Source organism: Pantoea sp. SGAir0184, assembly GCF_043544755.1.
This window is the reverse complement of sequence record NZ_CP028050.1, coordinates 2,947,725-2,969,475: the sequence shown is the minus strand read 5'-3', so window position 1 is coordinate 2,969,475 and position 21,751 is coordinate 2,947,725. Positions and strand designations below refer to the sequence as shown.

Annotated in this window: 21 protein-coding genes and 3 tRNA genes; 18 read left to right on the top strand and 6 right to left on the bottom strand. The window is 58.0% G+C overall.

Going from position 1 to position 21,751, the window contains the following annotated elements:
- Window positions 1-578: 578 nt before the first annotated feature.
- From cydA to C1N60_RS14005, 14 genes are all read left to right on the top strand, one after another.
- Window positions 579-2,150 carry a cytochrome ubiquinol oxidase subunit I gene (gene cydA / locus C1N60_RS14070; RefSeq protein ID WP_058757874.1) on the top strand — a complete coding sequence of 524 codons (1,572 nt, stop codon included), beginning with the start codon at window positions 579-581 and terminating at the stop codon, window positions 2,148-2,150.
- Window positions 2,151-2,161: 11 nt separating this feature from the next.
- Window positions 2,162-3,301, top strand: coding sequence for a cytochrome d ubiquinol oxidase subunit II (cydB, locus tag C1N60_RS14065; protein ID WP_394521002.1), 1,140 nt, complete (start codon window positions 2,162-2,164; stop codon window positions 3,299-3,301).
- 15 nt (window positions 3,302-3,316) lie between these two features.
- A complete protein-coding gene (cydX, locus tag C1N60_RS14060; protein ID WP_010615998.1) occupies window positions 3,317-3,430 on the top strand; it encodes a cytochrome bd-I oxidase subunit CydX in 114 nt (37 codons plus the stop codon).
- Window positions 3,430-3,723 (top strand): cyd operon protein YbgE, encoded by a 294-nt coding sequence (ybgE, locus tag C1N60_RS14055; protein ID WP_394521001.1) that lies wholly within the window; start codon window positions 3,430-3,432, stop codon window positions 3,721-3,723. Before cydX ends, ybgE begins: the two co-directional genes overlap by 1 nt.
- A 177-nt stretch (window positions 3,724-3,900) precedes the next feature.
- A complete protein-coding gene (ybgC, locus tag C1N60_RS14050) occupies window positions 3,901-4,323 on the top strand; it encodes a tol-pal system-associated acyl-CoA thioesterase (protein ID WP_168714917.1) in 423 nt (140 codons plus the stop codon).
- Window positions 4,320-5,006 carry a Tol-Pal system protein TolQ gene (gene tolQ / locus C1N60_RS14045; RefSeq protein WP_010616001.1) on the top strand — a complete coding sequence of 229 codons (687 nt, stop codon included), beginning with the start codon at window positions 4,320-4,322 and terminating at the stop codon, window positions 5,004-5,006. The genes ybgC and tolQ overlap by 4 nt, the downstream gene beginning before the upstream one ends.
- A 13-nt stretch (window positions 5,007-5,019) precedes the next feature.
- Complete coding sequence (gene tolR / locus C1N60_RS14040) at window positions 5,020-5,448, top strand: colicin uptake protein TolR (protein ID WP_021508530.1); 429 nt, start codon at window positions 5,020-5,022, stop codon at window positions 5,446-5,448.
- Window positions 5,449-5,473: 25 nt separating this feature from the next.
- Window positions 5,474-6,733 (top strand): cell envelope integrity protein TolA, encoded by a 1,260-nt coding sequence (tolA, locus tag C1N60_RS14035; protein ID WP_021508529.1) that lies wholly within the window; start codon window positions 5,474-5,476, stop codon window positions 6,731-6,733.
- A 116-nt stretch (window positions 6,734-6,849) separates the two neighbouring features.
- The gene (gene tolB / locus C1N60_RS14030) at window positions 6,850-8,145 is read left to right on the top strand and encodes a Tol-Pal system beta propeller repeat protein TolB (protein ID WP_021508528.1); all 1,296 of its coding nucleotides are present in this window, start codon (window positions 6,850-6,852) and stop codon (window positions 8,143-8,145) included.
- 64 nt (window positions 8,146-8,209) lie between these two features.
- Complete coding sequence (pal, locus tag C1N60_RS14025; RefSeq protein ID WP_021508527.1) at window positions 8,210-8,728, top strand: peptidoglycan-associated lipoprotein Pal; 519 nt, start codon at window positions 8,210-8,212, stop codon at window positions 8,726-8,728.
- 9 nt (window positions 8,729-8,737) lie between these two features.
- A complete protein-coding gene (cpoB, locus tag C1N60_RS14020) occupies window positions 8,738-9,529 on the top strand; it encodes a cell division protein CpoB (protein WP_058757869.1) in 792 nt (263 codons plus the stop codon).
- A 166-nt stretch (window positions 9,530-9,695) separates the two neighbouring features.
- Window positions 9,696-9,771, top strand: a tRNA-Lys gene (locus C1N60_RS14015).
- A gap of 50 nt (window positions 9,772-9,821) precedes the next feature.
- Window positions 9,822-9,897, top strand: a tRNA-Lys gene (locus tag C1N60_RS14010).
- Window positions 9,898-9,929: 32 nt separating this feature from the next.
- Window positions 9,930-10,005 (top strand) — tRNA-Lys (locus C1N60_RS14005).
- 363 nt (window positions 10,006-10,368) lie between these two features.
- On the opposite strand, the gene C1N60_RS14000 is transcribed toward C1N60_RS14005, so the two are convergent.
- Window positions 10,369-11,835 (bottom strand): AlkA N-terminal domain-containing protein, encoded by a 1,467-nt coding sequence (locus C1N60_RS14000; protein WP_058769453.1) that lies wholly within the window; start codon window positions 11,833-11,835, stop codon window positions 10,369-10,371.
- A gap of 159 nt (window positions 11,836-11,994) precedes the next feature.
- Here C1N60_RS14000 and C1N60_RS13995 point away from each other — a divergent pair, with 159 nt between their 5' ends.
- From C1N60_RS13995 to pnuC, 3 genes are all read left to right on the top strand, one after another.
- Entirely contained in the window at window positions 11,995-12,510 is a 516-nt protein-coding gene (locus C1N60_RS13995) for a methylated-DNA--[protein]-cysteine S-methyltransferase (RefSeq protein ID WP_394521000.1), read from the top strand.
- A gap of 126 nt (window positions 12,511-12,636) precedes the next feature.
- Window positions 12,637-13,698, top strand: coding sequence for a quinolinate synthase NadA (gene nadA / locus C1N60_RS13990; protein ID WP_150058435.1), 1,062 nt, complete (start codon window positions 12,637-12,639; stop codon window positions 13,696-13,698).
- A gap of 24 nt (window positions 13,699-13,722) precedes the next feature.
- Complete coding sequence (pnuC, locus tag C1N60_RS13985) at window positions 13,723-14,442, top strand: nicotinamide riboside transporter PnuC (protein WP_058781268.1); 720 nt, start codon at window positions 13,723-13,725, stop codon at window positions 14,440-14,442.
- Here pnuC and zitB read toward each other — a convergent pair.
- The 4 genes from zitB to C1N60_RS13965 all read right to left on the bottom strand — a co-directional run bounded on the left by zitB (window position 14,439) and on the right by C1N60_RS13965 (window position 19,479).
- Complete coding sequence (gene zitB / locus C1N60_RS13980; RefSeq protein ID WP_021508521.1) at window positions 14,439-15,395, bottom strand: CDF family zinc transporter ZitB; 957 nt, start codon at window positions 15,393-15,395, stop codon at window positions 14,439-14,441. The two genes, pnuC and zitB, sit on opposite strands and share 4 nt — an antisense overlap.
- A complete protein-coding gene (locus C1N60_RS13975; RefSeq protein ID WP_394520999.1) occupies window positions 15,370-18,450 on the bottom strand; it encodes an ATP-binding protein in 3,081 nt (1,026 codons plus the stop codon). Before C1N60_RS13975 ends, zitB begins: the two co-directional genes overlap by 26 nt.
- On the bottom strand, window positions 18,432-19,016 hold the full coding sequence (locus tag C1N60_RS13970) for a response regulator transcription factor (RefSeq protein WP_021508519.1): 585 nt from the start codon (window positions 19,014-19,016) through the stop codon (window positions 18,432-18,434). Before C1N60_RS13970 ends, C1N60_RS13975 begins: the two co-directional genes overlap by 19 nt.
- 103 nt (window positions 19,017-19,119) lie before the next feature.
- Window positions 19,120-19,479 carry a YbgS-like family protein gene (locus C1N60_RS13965; protein ID WP_394521755.1) on the bottom strand — a complete coding sequence of 120 codons (360 nt, stop codon included), beginning with the start codon at window positions 19,477-19,479 and terminating at the stop codon, window positions 19,120-19,122.
- A 294-nt stretch (window positions 19,480-19,773) separates the two neighbouring features.
- On the opposite strand from C1N60_RS13965, the gene aroG reads away from it, so the two are divergent.
- The gene (aroG, locus tag C1N60_RS13960) at window positions 19,774-20,826 is read left to right on the top strand and encodes a 3-deoxy-7-phosphoheptulonate synthase AroG (RefSeq protein ID WP_021508517.1); all 1,053 of its coding nucleotides are present in this window, start codon (window positions 19,774-19,776) and stop codon (window positions 20,824-20,826) included.
- Between the two features lie 63 nt (window positions 20,827-20,889).
- Here aroG and gpmA read toward each other — a convergent pair whose 3' ends face one another.
- Window positions 20,890-21,642, bottom strand: coding sequence for a 2,3-diphosphoglycerate-dependent phosphoglycerate mutase (gene gpmA / locus C1N60_RS13955; RefSeq protein WP_010616013.1), 753 nt, complete (start codon window positions 21,640-21,642; stop codon window positions 20,890-20,892).
- Between the last annotated feature and the right edge of the window lie 109 nt (window positions 21,643-21,751).

Here is a 21,751-nt window from a genome sequence, read left to right as displayed (position 1 = left end):
TAACGGCAACATTTTCTGCGGCTATGCTTACTTTGTCGTTGAGTAAAGAAGGGCAAAGAGGCGTGCTTTTTCCCGTCAGCGTCCAGGCGTCTGGCTGGCAAAGAGGTTAAATAATTACGGGAAAGGTAATTGTTTTCTTAATTGCGCTATCGATTTATGACAACTAATTAACAACAACTCTAACACTACATATCTGGAAAATTATTGTCTTAATCCAGATCAATAAAAGGCGATATATAGCAAACTTTACCGCTGGCTAAAAGCAACCCAACCGGTATAAATTGCGCTGCATCAATTCAGTCTTTTTCATCATTTTTCAGGAGTTTGTGCCAGGCGTTGTCATATCAATTCTGTCGCCTCCTCATCTTACTCCTGCTCGAAACAGGCTGAAGCGATCGGTTTTTCGGGGAATTTTCACCACTGTTACTCGCTCACTTCGGGCCGCAGTACGCATTGTGCTGTCGGTAACAAAACTGGAATCAATAATCAGTCGTTCCTGACCTTATTCTGCATCGCACTGCCCGCTGTTTGTGGTTGTTATTCGCAGGATGAGTTCATGCGAGGAGCAAGGAGTCATCATGTTAGATATTGTCGAGCTGTCGCGTTTACAGTTTGCCCTGACGGCGATGTACCATTTCCTGTTCGTGCCCTTAACGCTCGGTATGGCGTTTTTGCTGGCGATCATGGAAACGGTCTATGTCCTGTCGGGAAAACAGATTTATAAAGATATGACCAAATTCTGGGGCAAGTTGTTTGGTATCAACTTTGCGCTGGGCGTGGCCACCGGTCTGACCATGGAATTTCAGTTCGGTACCAACTGGTCTTATTACTCCCACTACGTCGGCGATATCTTCGGTGCGCCGCTGGCCATCGAAGGCCTGATGGCGTTCTTCCTTGAATCCACCTTTGTCGGCCTGTTCTTCTTCGGCTGGGATCGCCTCGGTAAAGTGCAGCACCTGGCGGTGACCTGGCTGGTGGCACTCGGCTCGAACATGTCCGCGCTGTGGATCCTGGTGGCGAACGGCTGGATGCAGAACCCGATCGCCTCCGAATTCAATTTCGAAACCATGCGTATGGAGATGGTGAGCTTCTCCGAGCTGGTGCTGAACCCGGTGGCGCAGGTGAAATTTGTGCATACCGTGGCCGCGGGCTACACCACCGGAGCGATGTTCATTCTGGGCATCAGCGCCTGGTATCTGCTGAAAGGGCGCGACATCGCGTTTGCCAAACGCTCCTTTGCGATCGCTGCCAGCTTCGGTATGGCTGCCGTGCTGTCGGTCATCGTGCTGGGTGACGAATCCGGCTATGAAATGGGCGACGTGCAGAAAACCAAGCTGGCCGCCATCGAAGCCGAATGGGAAACCCAGCCGGCGCCGGCGGCCTTTACGCTGTTTGGCGTGCCGGATCAGGCGACGCAGGAGAACAAGTACGCCATCCAGATCCCGTATCTGCTCGGTTTGATTGCTACGCGTTCCGTCGATACGCCGGTCACCGGCCTGAAAGATCTGCTGGCGCAGCATGAAGTGCGCATCCGTAACGGTATGAAAGCCTATGCGCTGCTGAACGAGCTGCGTGCCGGCAGTAAAGATCCGGCGGTGCGCAGTGAGTTTGAGACGCATAAACAGGATCTCGGCTACGGTCTGCTGCTCAAGCGTTATACCCCGGACGTGGCGAACGCCACGGAAGCGCAAATCCAGCAGGCAACGCAGGATTCCATTCCGCGCGTGGCACCGCTCTATTTTGCCTTCCGCATCATGGTGCTGTGTGGCGTGCTGCTGCTGGGCATCATTGCGCTGTCGTTCTGGAGCGTGATTCGTAACCGCATCGGTAAGAATCGCTGGCTGCTGAAAGCGGCGCTGTACGGTATTCCACTGCCGTGGATTGCCGTCGAAGCTGGCTGGTTTGTCGCTGAATATGGCCGTCAGCCGTGGGCGATCGGTGAGGTGCTGCCAACCGCAGTGGCTAACTCGTCGCTGACCGTCGGCGATCTGCTGTTCTCGATGATCCTGATCTGCGGCCTGTATACCGTGTTCCTGGTGGCGGAGATGTATCTGATGTTCAAATTTGCCCGCCTTGGTCCAAGTAGCCTGAAAACCGGCCGCTATCACCATGAAACAGTGCAGGCTGTGACTCAACCGGCGCGCGGATAAGGAGAGCGACCATGTTTGACTATGAAGTGTTGCGTTTTGTCTGGTGGCTGCTGATTGGCATTCTGCTGATCGGTTTTGCCGTCACCGACGGCTTCGATATGGGCGTGGGAATGCTGACCCGCATCCTCGGTCGCACCGATACCGAGCGTCGCATCATGATTAACAGCATCGCGCCGCACTGGGACGGTAACCAGGTCTGGCTGATCACTGCCGGCGGGGCGCTGTTCGCCGCCTGGCCAATGGTCTATGCCGCCGCGTTCTCCGGTTTTTACGTGGCGATGATTCTGGTGCTGGCCTCGCTGTTCTTCCGTCCGGTCGGCTTTGATTACCGGTCGAAGATTGAAGATATGCGCTGGCGCGGTGCCTGGGACTGGGGCATCTTCATTGGTAGCTTTGTGCCGCCGCTGGTGATTGGCGTGGCGTTCGGTAACCTGCTGCAGGGTGTGCCGTTCCATGCTGATGAGTACCTGCGCCTGTTCTACACCGGTAATTTCTTCCAGCTGCTTAATCCGTTTGGCCTGCTGGCTGGGGTGATCAGCGTCGCGATGATTCTGGCCCAGGGTGCGACTTACCTGCAGATGCGCACCAGCGGCGAACTGCACCTGCGTTCCCGCACCGCGGCGCAAATCAGCGCGCTGGTGATGCTGGTGGGCTTTGTACTGGCCGGCGTGTGGGTGAAATACGGCATTGATGGCTATGTGCTGAAAAGCGCAATCGATCATCACGCGGCGTCTAACCCGCTGGGTAAAGACGTGGTGCGTGAAGCCGGCGCCTGGCTGGTCAATTTTGAACAGATGCCGGTGCTGTGGCTGTTCCCGCTGCTCGGCGCGCTGCTGCCGCTGCTGACGATCCTGTGTTCGCGCATGGAGAAGGGCGCATGGGCGTTTATCTTCTCTTCGCTGACGCTGGCGTGCGTCATTATGACGGCGGGCATTGCGCTGTTCCCGTTCATCATGCCATCCAGCACCGTGCCAGGCACCAGCCTGACCATGTGGGACGCGACCTCCAGCATGCTGACGCTGCAGATCATGACCGTGGCCGCCATCATCTTTGTGCCGATTATTCTGGCTTACACCAGCTGGTGTTACTACAAGATGTATGGCCGCATCACCAAAGAACACATTGAGCGCAATACGCACTCCCTGTACTGATTGAGGAGATTGAGCATGTGGTATTTTGCCTGGATTCTTGGCACCTTGCTGGCCTGTGCGTTTGGCGTAGTCACGGCACTGGCGATCGAGCATGTGGAAGAGGGCGGCGCGCAGGACGACAAGCTCTGATGCGCAGCCTGATACAGACGCTGTATCGTCTGATGGATAAGGGCCCGCTGCGGGCCCTTTCACTGATTCTGGCGCTGTGGCTGGCCGGATGCGTCATCTGGCAGCCGGCGCGCTTTGCCGCACGCACCAGTGAGCTCGCTATCTGGCACGGATTATTGTTAATCTGGGCGGTGTGCAGCGGCGTGATCCACGGCACCGGTTTCCGGCCACAGCGTGCCCGCTGGAAGGCGCTGTTTGCCCCGCTGCCGGCGTTGATCGTGCTGGCGCTGGGAATTTACTGGTTCTACCATTAAGTTCTTTCTCAGCCCGCAAGGGCTGTTTTACCGCTGCTGACGTGAGTTTTTGTCAGCGGTTGGTCAGGAAATCTCCCAAAAATCCTTCCAGTTGTTAACGTCTGATAATTATTTTCTCCTGGCTCTGGCGGACCATTCCCAAGCCGATCTCACTTGCGTATAGTAGCAACGTTTAAAATGAGACCGGGATGTAGAGTGAGTACAACGCTGTTTCGCTGGCCGGTTCGGGTCTATTACGAAGACACTGACGCCGGTGGTGTGGTTTACCACGCCAGCTATCTTGCTTTTTATGAACGAGCACGTACCGAGATGTTGCGCCAGCACCATTTCAATCAACAGGCCCTGTTGGAAGAGCAGGTGGCTTTTGTGGTACGGCGCATGACGGTGGACTTTATTGCCGCGGCACGTCTCGACGACCTTCTGGAGATCCAGAGCGAAGTGACAGCAATGACGCGCGCAACCATGACGTTCTCGCAGCGTATCGTGAATGCTGAAGGCAAAGTGCTCAATGAAGCAGACGTCCTGATTGCCTGCATCAACCCACATCTAATGAAGCCGATTGCGCTTCCCAAGTCTATTGTCGCGGAGTTCAAGCAGTGACTGACATGAACGTTCTTGATTTGTTCCTGAAGGCAAGCCTTCTGGTCAAACTTATCATGTTGATTTTGATCGGCTTTTCTATTGCCTCCTGGGCAATCATCATTCAGCGCACCCGCATTCTTAACGCGGCGGGGCGTGAGGCCGAGGCGTTCGAGGACAAGTTCTGGTCCGGTATCGAGCTGTCGCGTCTCTATCAGGAGAGCCAGGCGCGCCGTGACGAGCTGAGCGGGTCCGAACAGATTTTCTACTCTGGCTTCAAAGAGTTTGCCCGCCTGCACCGCGCCAACAGCCATGCGCCGGAAGCGGTGGTCGAAGGGGCCGGTCGCGCCATGCGCATCTCGATGAACCGTGAACTGGAAGCGCTGGAAAATCATATCCCATTCCTTGGCACCGTCGGTTCCATCAGCCCGTATATCGGTCTGTTTGGTACGGTGTGGGGGATCATGCATGCCTTTATCGCACTGGGTGCGGTGAAACAGGCCACGCTGCAAATGGTTGCGCCCGGTATCGCCGAAGCGCTGATCGCCACCGCAATCGGTCTGTTCGCGGCCATTCCTGCCGTTATGGCGTATAACCGTCTGAACCAGCGCGTGAACAAGCTGGAGCAGGGCTACGACAACTTTATGGAAGAGTTCACGGCCATCCTGCATCGTCAGGCTTTCTCTACCGACAACAGCAAGTAAGTCGAGGTTAACGATGGCCAGAACCCGTGGTCGCGGGCGTCGCGACCTTAAGTCGGAAATCAACATTGTTCCGCTGCTGGACGTGCTGCTGGTGTTGCTGCTCATTTTTATGGCAACCGCGCCGATTATTACGCAGAGCGTGGAAGTGGACCTGCCGGACGCAACCGATTCGAAAACCGTTTCCAGCGACGATAATCCGCCGGTGATTGTGGAAGTGGCCGGGGTAGGGCAGTACAGCCTGGTGGTGGATCACGATCGTATGACGCAGCTGCCGCCGGAGCAGGTGGTGAGCGAAGCGCAGCGCCGTATTGAAGCCAATCCGAAGACGGTCTTCCTGATTGGTGGGGCGAAAGATGTGCCTTACGACGAAATCATCAAGGCGCTGAACCTGTTGCATCAGGCTGGCGTGAAATCCGTCGGTTTGATGACGCAGCCGATTTAACGCGAACCGTTTTTGGGAACCGAGAGTGTCGAAGGCAACCGAGCAGAACGAGAAGTTAAAACGCGCGATAATCATTTCGGTGATTCTGCACATCGTGCTGATCGCCCTGCTGATTTGGAGCTCGTTTAACGAACATATCGAAGCCAGCGGCGGCGGTGGCGGCAGTGATATCGACGCGGTGATGGTCGATCCTGGCGCGGTGGTTGAGCAGTATAACCGTCAGCAGAATCAGCAGAGTGACAGTCAGCGCGCCGAGCAGCAGCGCCAGAAGCAGGCACAGCAGCAGGCGGAAGAGTTGCAGCAGAAGCAGGCCGCTGAACAGCAGCGGCTGAAAGAGCTGGAAAAAGAGCGTCTGCAGGCGCAGCAGGAAGCCAAAGAGCAGGCGAAGCAGCAGGCAGAGCAGCAGAAGGCGGCTGAAGCAGCAGCGAAGCAGGCGCAGGAGCAGCAGAAAGCTGCAGAAGCGGCCGCAGCGAAAGCCAAAGCCGATGCCAAAGCGCAGGCCGATGCTCAGGCGAAGGCCGCAGCGGACGCGAAAGCCAAAGCGGAAGAGCAGGCGAAGCAGGCCGCTGCCGACGCGAAGAAGAAAGCGGAAGAGCAGGCCAAAGCCGCCGCAGCCGAAGCAGCGAAAGAGAAAGCCGCGCAGCAGGCGAAAGCGGCAGCTGAAGCGAAAGCCAAAGCGGAGGCAGAAGCCAAAGCTCAGGCCGCGGCAGATGCAAAAGCCAAAGCTGCACAGGAAGCCAAAGAGAAAGCTGCGGAAGCCGCGAAAGAGAAAGCGGCCGCCGAAGCCAAAGCGAAAGCTGAGGCAGCAGCCAAAGCCAAAGCGGATGCGGCGGCCAAAGCTAAAGCTGCCGCCGATGCGAAGAAGAAAGCGGCTGCCGAAGCGGCGAAGAACGAGAGCGATGTGGATGATCTGTTAGGCGGTCTCTCTTCCGGTAAGAATGCGCCAAAAAGCGGTGCGGCGTCCGGTGGTGGTGCGGCGGCAGGTCAGGGCAATCAGAAGAAGGCGGGTGCCTCAGGTGCTGAGGTCAATGCGTATCTGGGTCAGATCACCAGTGCGATTCAGAGCCGCTTCTACGATGCCGATCTGTATCGCGGTAAAAGCTGCGATCTGCGGATTAAACTGGCACCGGATGGTTTGCTGATTGACGTGAAAGCTGAAGGCGGCGATCCGGCGCTGTGTCAGGCGGCGATTACCGCAGCGAAGCAGGCACGCATTCCGAAGCCGCCTTCGCAGGCAGTATATGAAGTGTTTAAGAACGCACCGATGCGTTTCAAACCAGAATAATGCAGTAACGTACGGCAGGTTGAACTAAGGTTAGCTTGCCGTACTCTATGAGTACTCGTGTTTTTTCAGGAACTGTGCGAATTATCATGAACTCAGGTTCAGATAAGGGAGATAAGATGAAGCAGGCACTTCGTGTAACCTTAGGTTTTTTTGTACTGCTGTGGGCAGCGATGCTGCACGCGGAAGTACGCATTGAAATTACGCAGGGCGTGAATACCGCGCGCCCAATTGGTGTGGTGCCGTTCCAGTGGGCCGGTCCGGGCGCTGCACCCGAAGATATTGGTGGCATCGTCGCAGCAGACTTACGTAACAGCGGTAAATTCAATCCGCTGGATCGCTCTCGTCTGCCACAGCAGCCGACCAGCGCACAGGAAGTTCAGCCTGCCGCGTGGAGCGCACTGGGTATTGATGCCGTGGTAGTCGGGCAGGTTACGCCGAACGCCGATGGCAGCTACCAGGTGGCTTACCAGCTGGTGGATACCGGTGGCGCACCGGGCACCGTGCTGGCGCAGAATTCCTACAAAGTCACCAAACAGTGGCTGCGTTATGCCGCGCATACCGCCAGCGATGAAGTGTTTGAGAAGCTGACCGGTATCAAAGGCGCGTTCCGTACCCGTATCGCCTATGTGGTGCAGACCAACGGCGGTCAGTTCCCGTACGAGCTGCGCGTGTCTGACTACGATGGTTACAACCAGTTTGTGGTACACCGTTCGCCGCAGCCGCTGATGTCACCGGCCTGGTCGCCAGACGGCAGCAAAGTGGCTTACGTGACCTTCGAAAGCGGTAAATCGGCGCTGGTGGTGCAGACGCTGGCCAACGGCGCTATCCGTCAGGTGGCTTCTTATCCGCGTCACAATGGTGCGCCAGCCTTCTCGCCGGACGGCTCTAAGCTGGCCTTCGCCCTGTCGAAAACCGGTAGCCTGAACCTGTACGTGATGGATCTGGCCTCCGGTCAGACGCGTCAGGTGACCGATGGCCGCTACAACAGCACCGAACCTACCTGGTTCCCGGACAGCCAGACGCTGGCTTACACTTCGGATCAGGCCGGTGCGCCACAGATTTACAAAGTTAACGTTAACGGCGGAACGCCACAGCGTATTACCTGGGAAGGGGCTCAGAACCAGGATGCGGATGTGTCATCTGACGGTAAAACGATGGTGATGATCAGCAGCGCCGGTGGCGCGCAGCACGTCGCCAAACAGGATCTGGAAACGGGAGCCGTTCAGACAATAACGGACACGTTCCTGGATGAGACGCCAAGTCTGGCTCCTAACGGCACGATGGTAATCTATAGCTCTACTCAGGGGATGGGTTCCGTGTTGCAGTTGGTTTCAACCGATGGGCGTTTCAAAGCGCGTCTTCCGGCAACTGATGGACAGGTCAAATTCCCTGCCTGGTCGCCGTATCTGTGATGCATCGCTCCCTCGCCTGGCGGGGGAGTAAAATGTATGGCAAACAAAATAATAGGATAAAGAAATGCAACTGAACAAAGTGCTGAAGGGTTTGATGCTGGCTCTGCCGGTTATCGCGGTAGCTGCATGTAGCTCTCACAAAAACAACAACAACGATCAGACCGGTATGGGTGCTGACGGTGCATACGGCGCTGGCGCTGGCCAGAACGGCAACATGTCTTCTGACGAGCAGGCGCGTCTGCAGATGCAGCAGCTGCAGCAGAACAACATCGTTTACTTCGGTCTGGACAAGTATGACGTGCAGTCTGAATACGCTCAGATGCTGGATCAGCACGCTGCTTTCCTGCGCAGCAACCCATCTTACAAAGTGACCATCGAAGGTCACGCGGATGAGCGCGGCACCCCAGAGTACAACATCGCCCTGGGCGAGCGTCGTGCTAACGCCGTTAAAATGTACCTTCAGGGTAAAGGCGTGTCTGCTGACCAGATGTCTATCGTATCTTACGGTAAAGAGAAACCTGCTGTACTGGGCCACGACGAAGCGGCTTACGCTAAAAACCGTCGTGCCGTACTGGTTTACTAAGAGAATCACATGATTAGTAACTTCAGACTTCATCTGTTGAGTCTGTCGTTACTGGTTGGCGTAGCGGCCCCCTGGGCCGCTAATGCCCAGGCGTCAATCAGTAGCGTTGGCTCAGGCTCGGTCGAAGACCGTGTCACCACTCTTGAACGTATCTCCAATGCCCAGGCTCAGCTTCTGCAGCAGTTGCAGCAGCAGATGAGTGATAACCAAAGCGATATCGATTCGCTGCGCGGGCAGATCCAGCAGAACAGTTATCAGCTTAATCAGGTGATTGAGCGGCAGAAGCAGCTTTATCAGCAGATCGATAGTCTGAGCAGCAGTAATGGTGCGCAGGCCAGCGGTGGTGCGGATGCAGCAGCCGGTGCCGCAGCGGGAAACGCTGATGCGGGGAGCAGCAATACGGCTGCCGCTGCACCCGCACAAACCGGCGATGCCAACACCGATTACAATGCTGCCGTCGCGCTGATTCTTGAGAAGAAACAGTACGACCAGGCGATTACTGCGCTGCAGGCGTGGGTGAAGAAGTATCCGGACTCCACCTATCAGCCGAATGCCAATTACTGGCTGGGTCAGTTGTTTTACAACAAAGGCAAAAAGGACGATGCGGCCTACTATTTTGCCACTGTAGTTAAAAACTACCCGAAATCGCCAAAAGCGGCGGAAGCGCTGTTTAAGGTTGGGGTGATCATGCAGGAGAAGAACGATACAGCGAAAGCGAAAGCGGTCTACCAGCAGGTGATCAAACAGTTCCCTAACTCTGAGTCTGCTAAGCAGGCACAAAAACGGCTCGCTGCGATGTAATTGCTGCAGTTAAGACCGGATTTCGTCTGATTTCTGGTCTTGCCGCATGAAAGGTAAGCAGTTGAGACATTTAGCGGAAAATAAGGGTTGCGCCCTCCCGCTAAATCAGTAATATATGCCGCCGTTGCCGGGACATATCTTAACAAGTATCGGCAGCACTGAAGATGGGTCGTTAGCTCAGTTGGTAGAGCAGTTGACTTTTAATCAATTGGTCGCAGGTTCGAATCCTGCACGACCCACCATCTCAACCATTCAGTTTTGATGTCACTTCAGTTTGCTTCACAACCTTGATGGGTCGTTAGCTCAGTTGGTAGAGCAGTTGACTTTTAATCAATTGGTCGCAGGTTCGAATCCTGCACGACCCACCATCAAGTCGAAAGTTGTAAGCCACTTCCCGAGCGGGTCGTTAGCTCAGTTGGTAGAGCAGTTGACTTTTAATCAATTGGTCGCAGGTTCGAATCCTGCACGACCCACCAGTTATGTAGAAAGGCGCCCTAAAGGCGCCTTTTTGCTTTTTTACGAAGTTCGGTATGTTGCTTTGAGATCGTACTCAGGCCAGATAAGGCGGGGCGGATCGCAAAGGAATCTCACATCCCTGTGGATCGGCCTCGCCATCCATGGCTCGGACGCTTCGCTCCTTCCGCTCCCGCCTTAACTGGCCATCAAGCCTTGTCATTGCTTTAGATAATCGCACCCATGCTCAAAGAAGACGGAAGGGCCGGGCGGTGGAGTAAAGCTTCCGGCGCATGGATGCGCCGGCAGAGCCTACAGGGACGTATTTACGGCGACTTTACGGAACCGCCCGGTACTTTCGGCTGGCTGCAAGGTTTCAAGCTGATCTACTTTTTTACCTTATCCGGCGTCAGGCTCTTCCAGATATGCAGCACCGCGTAACTGCGCCACGGGCGCCACACCTGTGACATCTGCTCTGCGACCTTTGCGCTCACGCCGCCGAGATTATTGCGGATCGCAATGTCCTCTTTCGGGAAGGCATCCGGCCAGCGCAGGGCGCGCATGGCGATATAACTCGCTGTCCACGGCCCGACACCCTTCAGCGCCAGCAACTGCTGCTGCACCACGTCCGGATTAACCGCGCCATTGAAGCGCAGCGCTCCTGAGGCGCAGGCCCCGGCCAGTGCCTGGATCGCCTGCGCGCGGGCGCTCACAATGCCGAGGCTGGCGATATCATCCAGAGTTGCAGTAGCCAGTGATTCGGCCTCTGGCGGTAAGCGGGAGAGCGCAGGCCACGGCGTGGTGAGGGGCGCGCCAAAACGCTCCGCCACGCGACTGCTCAGCGTGGTCGCGGCTTTCACCGTCACCTGCTGGCCGAGGATGGCGCGGACCGCCAGCTCGAAGCCGTCAAAGGCACCAGGAACGCGCAAACCTGGATAGCGTGCCAGACTCGCAGCTAATAGCGGATCCTGGCTGAGCTGCTCGCTGATGCGCTGTGGCTGGGCATCCAGATCAAACAGATCGCGCAAGCGGCGCAGCAGGGCAGGCAGCACCGGCGTCAGCGTGGTAGTAAATTGCACCTTCAGCGCCTGCTTTTCCGGCAAATGGCTAATGCGCACCCAGCCACGACACTGACCGAGCGCCACAGTACGATGATAAACGCCCTCGCTGACCCACTCGACTTGCTTCATCACGCGCTGTTGCAGGAAATCGAGGATGGCGTCCCAGTCATAAGGAGGCCGGTAGCTGAGGCGCAGTTCGGCGCTCTCCTGCTCACCATTCAGGGTTTCCGTCTGAATCTGCTTACGCAGACGCGATGGCGTCATGCGATAGCGCGCCTGGAACACGTCGTTAAAACGGCGCAGGCTGCGAAAACCGCTGGCATAGGCAATCTCGGTCACCGGCAATGCGGTTTCAGTCAGTAGTTGCTTCGCCAGCAGCATACGCCGGGTTTGCCGCAGTTCAAGTGGCGACACGCCCAGCTCCTGCTGAATTACCCGTCTTAGCTGGCGTTCACTCAGGTCAAACTCGCTGGCGATCTCAGCCAGCGTCTCCTGTTCTTCCAGTAAGCCTTCTTCGATACGGCGAATCAGCCGGTCGGCGATGCGATGATGGCTATCGACCGGTGCCGAACCAGGTGCCAGCTCGGGACGACAGCGCAGGCAGGGGCGAAAGTGCGCCTTTTCAGCCGCTTCGGCACTGGTGAAAAACAGGCAGTTTTTCTGCATCGGCGCTTTCACCGGACAGATCGGACGGCAGTAAATACCGGTGGAGGTCACGCCGACAAAAAACACCCCGTCGAAACGGCTGTCGCGCGCCGTCAGCGCCTGATAGGCAATTTCAGGATCAAACATCATCGTCTCCGGCAAATAAACACCATCGTTGCGCAGGTGCGGATGGAAAACTGGCTGCTTTCGGACAGCTAACCAGTTTATGCTCATGGCCGAAAACAGCCAGTTTCGCTGCGCAAAAGTGCGATAATCATCCGCATAGCCCATGCCGGAGGTGCAACCATGTATCACGCTAAAATCATTACCACGCCCGTCGGAGAACTGACGCTCATTGCCACGGATCGCGGTCTGTCAGCCATTTTATGGGAAAACGAAGGCGCGCAGCGCGTGCCGCTGAAACCGATCGCGCGTAACGACCAGCATCCGATTCTCTGTGAGGCCGAACGGCAGCTGTGTCAGTACTTTGCTGGCGAGCGTCAGCAGTTTGACATACCTTACGACACCGTTGGCACTGCGTTTCAGAAAAAGGTCTGGCAGGCGCTGCTCACCATTCCGTTTGGTGAAACCCGCAGCTATCTGCAAATCGCGGAGCAGATCGGCAACCCGAAAGCGGTACGCGCCGTCGGGGCTGCCAACGGTAAAAATCCGTTGTCGATCATGGCGCCCTGTCATCGGGTTATCGGCAGCAACGGTAAGCTCACCGGCTTTGCAGGCGGCCTGGCGGTAAAAGCGTTTCTGCTTGAGCTGGAAAGCCCACAACAGGCGCAGGCCGGCGCGCAGCTGGTACTTCCCGCATAAAAATCACACGACAGGCTCGGTGTAATCCGCTATTGTGTTTAGCATATAAAACACGATGGCGGATTTAATGCCGCATCATCGTCCTGATGGGCGATTTTGTTAAATCGATAAAACGAGAGCCGTGTCATGAGTGCAATGTTTGATGCTGAAAGCGCCATTTATCCCTTCCCGCCGAAACCGGCGCGCCTCAGCCCGCAGGAAAAAGCCGGTTACATCGAAGAAATTAAACGTCTGCTCAAAGCACGCGATGCGGTGATGGTAGCGCATTACTACACCGATCCGGAAATTCAGGCGCTGGCCGAAGAGACCGGCGGCTGCGTGGCGGATTCCCTTGAGATGGCGCGCTTTGGCAGCCAGCATCCGGCGCAAACGCTGCTGGTGGCCGGCGTGCGTTTCATGGGCGAAACCGCCAAAATCCTTAGCCCGGAAAAAACCGTGCTGATGCCCACGCTGCAGGCGGAGTGCTCGCTTGACCTCGGTTGCCCGATTGACGAATTTAACCGCTTCTGCGATGCGCATCCGGATCGGACCGTGGTGGTGTATGCCAACACGTCGGCAGCGGTAAAAGCACGTGCCGATTGGGTGGTGACGTCCAGCATTGCGGTTGAGCTGATTGAATATCTCGACAGTCGCGGTGAAAAAATCATCTGGGCACCGGACCGCCATCTGGGCCGCTACGTTACGCAGCAAACCGGCGCTGATGTGCTGTGCTGGCAGGGGGCCTGCATCGTGCATGATGAGTTCAAAACCCAGGCGTTGCAGCGCATGAAAGCGCTTTATCCTGACGCGGCGGTGCTTGTGCACCCGGAGTCACCGCAGGCGATTGTCGAACTGGCCGATGCGGTCGGTTCCACCAGCCAGCTGATTCAGGCCGCCAAAACGCTGCCGCATCCGCAGATGATTGTGGCGACCGACCGCGGCATCTTTTACAAAATGCAGCAGGCGGTACCGGATAAAGAGTTACTGGAAGCGCCAACCGCAGGCGAAGGGGCGACCTGCCGCAGCTGCGCGCACTGCCCGTGGATGGCGATGAATGGCCTGCAGGCTATCGCTGAAGGGCTGGCGCACGGCGGCGCACAGCATGAAATTCACGTCGATGCGGCACTGCGCAAGGCAGCGTTGCTGCCGCTCAACCGCATGCTAGACTTTGCAGCACAACTCAAACTTACGCTGAAAGGGAACGCCTGAGGCGGTTTCATACAGGTGCAGATGATGGACTTCTTTAGCACACACAATATTCTGGTTCATATTCCGATTGGCGTCGGCGGCTACGATCTGTCATGGATTGAGGCAATTGGTACGCTGGCCGGCCTGCTGTGTATCTGGCTCGCCAGCCAGGAAAAAATTATCAACTACCTGTTTGGTCTGATTAACGTCACGCTGTTTGCGGTGATTTTCTTTCAGATTCAGCTGTATGCCAGCCTGCTGCTGCAGCTGTTCTTCTTTGTTGCCAACGTGTACGGCTGGTACGCGTGGAGCCGGCAGACCAGCAGCCATGAAGCGGCGCTGAAAATCCGCTGGCTGCCGCTGCCGAAAGCCATCGGCTGGGGCGCCGCCTGCGTGATCGCCATTGCGCTGATGACGCACTATATCGACCCGGTATTTGCTTTCCTCACGCGCACCGCGGTGGGTCTGATGCAGTCGCTCGGCCTTAACGTGGTGATGCCGCAGCTGCAGCCAGATGCCTTCCCGTTCTGGGATTCCTGCATGATGGTGCTGTCGATTGTGGCGATGATCCTGATGACGCGCAAATACGTCGAGAACTGGCTGCTGTGGGTGGTGATCAACGTTATCAGCGTGATGATCTTTGCGCGTCAGGGCGTGTATGCCATGGCGCTGGAGTACGCCATCCTGACGCTGATCGCGCTGAACGGCACGCGCCTGTGGATGCAGAGCGCACGGGAACAGGGTTCGCGCGCGCTGTCCCATTAGTGGTGGTGATGCGCGTGGCCTTCCAGCGCTGCGTGCTCGTGCTGCGTGCCGCTCTCCTCGCATAACTCGCAGTCCGGGCCGACGCAGGGCTGATACTCCATCTGCACCGTGGCATGGGCGATCTGATAATGTTGGTGCAGATACTGATGAATGCGTCGCAGCAGGCCGTCGTGATCGTACGGCGGAATCACCTGCACGTGCAGCGTCAGCACCGGCTTTTCGCCCACCTGCCACACATGCACATGATGTACATTGCGCACTTCATCAATGTGACGCGTCAGCGCCCGCGCCAGCTTATCCACGTCGATATGCGTCGGTGCGCCTTCCAGCAGCTCGTGCAGGCTCTCGCGCAGCAGCGCCCAGCCGCTGCGCACCACCAGCAACGCCACCAGCAGCGACAGAATCGGATCGATCGGCGTCCAGCCGGTCAGCATGATGATCACCGCTGCCACGATCGCGCCTACCGAACCCAGCAGATCGCCCAGCACGTGCAGCGCGGCAGCACGCACGTTGAGATTCTTCTCTTCGCTGCCGCGGTGCAGCAGCCAGAACGACAGCAGATTCGCCAGCAGGCCGGCAATGGCGATGCCGAGCATCAGCCCGCCTTCAATCGGCTCGGGCTGGTAAAAACGGCGCAGCGCTTCCCAGACGATCAGGACGGTAATCACCAGCAGCGCGATGGCGTTCACAAACGCTGCCAGCGTGGTCAGACGCAGTAAGCCAAAAGTGTGACGCGCATTCGGTTTGCGCCGGGCGAACTGCACGGCCAGCAGCGCCATCAGCAGCGCGGCGGCGTCGGTGAGCATATGTCCGGCATCTGCCAGCAGCGCCAGCGAACCGGACACCAGCCCGCCGATGACCTCGGCAACCATAAACAGCGCGGTGACGCCAAACGCGGCGGCGAGACGCGTGCGGTTGCCGCCGTGCTCACTGTGAGAATGAGTGTGTGCCATAACGTTCCAGTTGGTTAAGTAGCCTGTTCGTTAATGATATCAGTAAATTGAGATTATCAGGGTCAGGCTGATGCTGTTTTGCCGCGTCGGCCAGCTGCTGGCAGCGGGCGGCTACGTCGTCAATGCCGAGCATCAGCCAGCTGCCTTTCAGGCGGTGCGCCGCGCGCGCCAGCTGGGGCCAGTCTGCGGCCGCGCTCGCCTGCAGCAGCGCATCATGATCCTGCTGCAGCGTACGCTGCAGGGTATGGCAAATACGCGGGATGAAAGCCGGATTGTGCTGCGCCAGAATCTGCAGGCTGTCCGGCAACACCTGCAACGGATCGCGCACCGCCTGCGCCAGCAGCGGTGCAATATCCCGCAGAGTCACCGGCTTGACCAGCTGCGCTTCGTGCGCCTGCAGCGGCAGTTTCAGCAGCTGTACGTCGGCGGAGCACAGTATGCGCAGCGCAGGCTGCACGCGCTGGCGCTGACGGCGGCGCAGGATGCGCAGCAGCGTCAGGCCATCCGGGCGTGGCATCATCTGGTCGATAAACAGCACATCAAACGGCTGCTGCGCATCGGCCCGCAGCAGTTCGCGGCCATCCTCAAACACCGCCGCAGTAATGCCAAAGCTTGCCAGCTGCTGCTGCATCACCAGCAGATTGGTCGGGTGATCGTCGACAATCGCCACGCGCAGCTGCGGATAGTGCGGCCAGTGCGTGGCGTCATCCGCCGCCGATGCCGCACAGGGTTCCAGCGGCAGGCGCACGCTCACCGTGGTGCCCTGCTGCGGCGCGGACTCCAGCGACAGCGTGCCGCCCATGCGCTGTACAATCTCGCGACAGATAAACAGCCCGAGGCCGCTGCCCTGCACCGCATGGCGCTTGCCCGACGGCGCCTGATACCACGGTTCAAACAGCTGCGCCTGCTCGCTGAGCGGAATGCCGCTGCCGCTGTCGCTCACCGTCAGCGCGATATCCCCGTTGACCGCCAGCGTCAGGTGGATTTCGCCGTGGCGGGTAAATTTCAGCGCATTGGCCACCAGATTGTTCACCACCTGCTGCAGGCGATCGCTGTCGAGCATCACGCTGGCCGGCAGCGGGGTCAGCGCCGCCACGTGCAGCTGTGGCCCGCCATCGCGCATCAGCGGGTGATAAAACTGCTGTTGCTGCTGTAGCCACAACCTGAGATCGAGCGGGCGTGGCGTCAGGCGGAAGCTGTGATTCTCAATGCGCGCATGATCCTGCAAATCGTTCAGCAGCGTCATCAGCGACCGTGCGCTGCTGTGCATCAGATCGAGCCGCGCGCTCGGATGCTGCTGCTGCTCCAGCTCCAGCAGACCGAGAATCGCCTGCATCGGCGTGCGCAGCTCGTGACTGGCGGTGGCGAGAAACTGGCTTTTAGCGGCGTTGGCACGCTCCGCCTGCTCGCGCTGTAACCGCTCACGCCGCTGCTGCAGATAACGGCGCAGCAGCAATACCAGCAACAGCAGGATGATCACGGCGGCCGCAATTAAAATCAGCAGCGGCACATTGCGCATCGTCATGGTGGTGCCGGGCTGCGGCGGCTGCGACCAGCTGACGCGCATCTGGTTCAGCGTATCCGCCGGAATCTGCTGCAGCGCATGGTCGAGAAGGGCGCTCAGCTGCGGCTGCTGTGCGCTCACCTGCGGCGCCAGCGGCCAGGCGATATCGCTGGCCACAAACGCGAGATGCACGCGGTTGCCCTCATGGCTGGCCATGCGCCAGCGCGCCGACAGCACGTTATCCACCACTGCATCAATCTGGCCAGTGTTGAGGGCCTGCCACAGCTGGGCGCGATCGTCGAACAGCTGGGGCGCGATCTCAGCCGGAAGCAGACGCTGCGCCAGATCGCCACGCAGCACGCCGACGCGCTGAGCGTGCAGCGCGGACCAGTCCATCGGCTGCCTGTCGGACAGCGTGTAAATGCCCCAGATGGCGCGCCACACCGGCAGCGCGGTGCGGTTAGCATCGTCCCCGTACAGCGGCTGTAACAGGTTGAGCATCACCTGCTGCTGCTGCAACAGACTGGCGGCCTGCTGCGGACTATTGACCCAGCGCGGCGTGAAACGCAGGCCGGTGCTCTGGCTCAGCGCGTTAAGCAGGTCAATACCGAAGCCGCGCGCGTTGCCGCTGGCATCGCGATAGCTCCACGGCGCGTTATCGCTCTCGGCGGCATAAGGGATGGCATCCTGCTGCGCCAGCCACTGTTTCTCTTCGCCCGTCAGCATCAGGGTTTGCGTATCCTGATAGCGCAGCAGCGGTGGACTCCAGCGCTGCTGCACGCGATTGCTGAACTCCGCTGGCAGCAAACGCAGCTGGCGGTTGAGCCAGGCAATCAGCGCCGGATCGCGCGTCAGTGCGCGCAGCGACAGCTCACCGGCACCGGGATCGGCGGTGATTTGATAAATCTGTCCCTGCTGCAGCTGGCTGAGCAGGAAACCGGCGCTGGCTTCATCGGCCACCAGATAGTCACTCTGCTGGTTCAGCAGCGCATACAGCGCCTGTAAATTGCCGGGCAGCGTCTGCCAACGGTGGCGATGTGCAAAGTTTTCCGGCAGCTGCGCCAGCGTGTCGGCGGCGATGGTCAGCTGAGCGTTGTCACTGTTGAACATCACCGCGCGCTGGTTGTCGCGATTGCGGTAGATGCGCATCGGGCTGGTGAACCAGCTATCGCTGGTCAGTACGTCGGCGGGCAGATCGCGCTGGCGGGTGCTCAGCACCATGTCCACGTCGCCACGCTGCAGCGCCGCCAGCTGGGCGGCAAAGTCAGGATAGCCGTGCAGGCTGAATGTGCTGCCGCTCAGCTGGCTGAGGGCGCTGAGATAATCGGCATCAATGCCCCAGATGCGATCGCCGATGCGCATCGCCCAGGGCGCGCTGTTTTGCGCCGGCACCGCCACGCGCAGCACCGGTCCTGGCCACGGCTCGGCGTGCGGCGCGGGCATCATGGCGGGCAGCATCACGCTGCTGGCGGGTTGCAAGCCGGCGCGTGCCAGCAGACTGAAAAACAGCGCGAACAGTAGCAGCCAGCGTTTCACTGCTGCGCTTTCCACAGTTCTGCCAGCTCGACCACCGACTGCACGCCGGTCTTCTCAAGGATATTTTTCTTGTGGGTGCTGACGGTTTTATTGCTGATGTGCAGCTGTTCGCCAATCTGAATATTCGACAGCCCACGCACCAGCAGCGCCACAATCTGCTGCTCTTTCTCCGTGAGCGGTAGCGCAATGCGCTCCGGCAGCGGCGGAAACGCCTGCTGGCCGCCCAGCACCGCCAGAATCGCGCTCAGCAACTGCGCCATGCTTTGACTCTTCACCACATAGCCGGCCGCCCCGAGCGAGGCGGCGCTGAGCAGCGTGTGGCGGCTCTGCTGGGCCGAGTAGATCAGCACCGGACACTGCGGATGGCGCGCGCGCAGACGGCGCAACAGCTCCAGACCATCGCTATCCGGCAGGCCGATATCCAGCACAATCAGGTCAATATGATGCTGTTGCAGCAGCTGGCGCGCCTGGGCTTCGTCACCGGCGGCGTAAAGCTGTAATGGAATAGGGGCGTTGAGGCAGGCCGCTTCCAGCGCGACTTCAACTAAAGGGTGATCATCGATAAGCAGCAGCGCGGCCATGAAACAGTTCCTGTGAATTTCATAGCGTTAGCATAGCGGAAATAGGGCAGGGGAAAAACAACAGGGCGAGCCGAAGCTCGCCCTGCATCACGCTCCGCGTGGATTACTGTGTGGTGCCGTCAGTTTTGTGTTTAACGTGACCACCGCCTTCCTTGGTTTCAACTTTCTTGTTCATATCCGGGCAGCGACCATCTTTACACATGGTATTTTTGTGTTCCTGGCTGGCCGACATATTGCCAGAGGTCGTACCAGAAGTCGCGGCACTGTTGGTGTTCATGCTGCCGTTATTAATGTTGCTATTATCGACATTATTTGGCGGCAGATTCTCTTTCGCGCCGCCCGCGGCTGCGCCGGCTTCAGCTGACGCATTCGCCTGACCGTTGTTGTTATCCGCAGCCAGTGCTGCGCCGCTGCCCAAAGTCATCGCTGCCGTCAGAAAGATCAATGCAAACTTATTCATCATTATGCTCCTGTAATAAATGGATAGTTGCCGCGTGACACCCGCTGGTGCTGTTTGACGAAAAAAGCGTGCCGCGACGGAATTTAATTCCGTCATGAGTGTTCGGCATGAATATAAATAGCGAAAGCACCTCATTCCTCAGTGCTTACGTTTAAAAAGCTTAGTTCATAAACGAATAAATGCAAATCTGAGCGAGCCATTGGCGCACAGGACATAATTTACACCTGGTGCCTGAAGGGATACATTGGACGGGTTGCGCCCGGCGTACGCAGGGCCAGAAATTTGAATGGAATAAGTATGGATTACCAGAACGACGATTTACGCATCAGAGAGATCAAAGAGTTACTGCCCCCTGTTGCGCTGCTGGAAAAATTCCCCGCCACCGATAACGCTGCTCAAACCGTTGCCCAGGCCCGCCAGGCCATTCACCGCATTCTGCACGGTGAAGATGACCGCCTGCTGGTGGTGATTGGGCCATGCTCCATCCACGATACGCAGGCAGCCAAAGAGTATGCCGCTCGCCTGCTGACGTTGCGCGAGGAGCTGAAGGGTGAGCTGGAAGTGGTGATGCGCGTGTACTTTGAAAAACCGCGTACCACGGTGGGCTGGAAAGGGCTGATCAACGATCCTTACATGGACGGTAGCTTCCAGATTAACGACGGCCTGCGCCTGGCGCGTAAGCTGCTGGTGGATATCAACGACACCGGACTGCCGGCTGCCGGTGAGTTCCTCGACATGATCACGCCGCAATACATGGCGGATTTGATGAGCTGGGGCGCGATTGGTGCGCGCACCACCGAATCGCAGGTGCACCGCGAGCTCTCCTCCGGGCTCTCCTGTCCGGTCGGCTTCAAAAACGGTACCGACGGCACCATCAAAGTGGCGATCGATGCCATCGGCGCTGCCAGCGCGCCGCACTGTTTCCTGTCGGTCACCAAATATGGTCATTCGGCGATTGTCGAAACCAGCGGTAATGAAGATTGCCACATCATTCTGCGCGGCGGCAAAGAGCCAAACTACAGTGCGGAGCACGTTGCGGCGGTGAAAACCGGGCTGGAAAAAGCGGGCCTGCGTCCACAGGTGATGATCGATTTCAGCCACGCCAACAGCAGCAAGCAGTTCCAGCGTCAGATGGTGGTGGCCGCAGACGTGGCACAGCAGATTGCTGGCGGCGAGCAGGCGATTACCGGCGTGATGATTGAGAGCCACCTGGTGGAAGGCAACCAGAGCCTCGACAGCGGTAAACCGCTGGTGTACGGCCAGAGCGTCACCGACGCCTGTATTGGCTGGGACGACACGGAAAAAGCGCTGCGTCAGCTGGCGCAGGCGATCAAAACCCGTCGCGGCTAACGGCAGCGCACGGCATAAAAAAAGGCCAGACTCGCGTCTGGCCTTTTGCGTTTCAGCGTGAACTTACTTCGCTTTACCCTGGTTAGCAACGGCGGCGGCTTTCGCTGCGATCTCGTCGGCATCACCCAGATAGTAATGTTTGATTGGCTTGAAGTTCTCGTCGAACTCATACACCAGCGGTACGCCGGTTGGGATGTTCAGTTCGAGGATCTCATCTTCGCTCATGTTATCGAGGTATTTCACCAGCGCGCGCAGTGAGTTACCGTGCGCGGCAACGATCACTTTCTCACCGCTCTTGATGCGCGGCAGAATGCTCTCGTTCCAGAATGGGATCACGCGATCGATGGTCAGTGCCAGGCTTTCGGTGGTCGGCAGCTGCGCGTCGGTCAGGGATTTGTAGCGCGGGTCGTGGCCCGGGAAACGCTCGTCGTTACGATCCAGCTCTGGCGGCGTAACGGCAAAGCCGCGGCGCCACTGTTTCACCTGATCGTCGCCGTATTTGGCGGCGGTTTCCGCTTTGTCCAGACCCTGCAGCGCACCGTAGTGACGCTCATTCAGACGCCAGGTTTTCTCGACCGGCAGCCAGGCCTGATCCAGCTCATCCAGCACGTTCCACAGAGTGTGGATGGCACGCTTCAGCACTGAGGTGTAGGCAAAATCAAACACGAAACCTTCTTTTTTCAGCAGCTGACCGGCTGCTTTGGCTTCGGTGCGACCCTTGTCGGACAGATCCACGTCGTACCATCCGGTGAAGCGGTTTTCCTGATTCCACTGGCTTTCGCCGTGGCGCACCAGAACCAGCTTAGTTACGGCCATAGCTTTACTCCTTAATGCTTAATGTTTCGATGATGATAGAAACCGGCTGCGGCCGCTGATTTCAGCGGCACACTGATAGCGCCATACCATAGCGGAAAACAGCGCACGG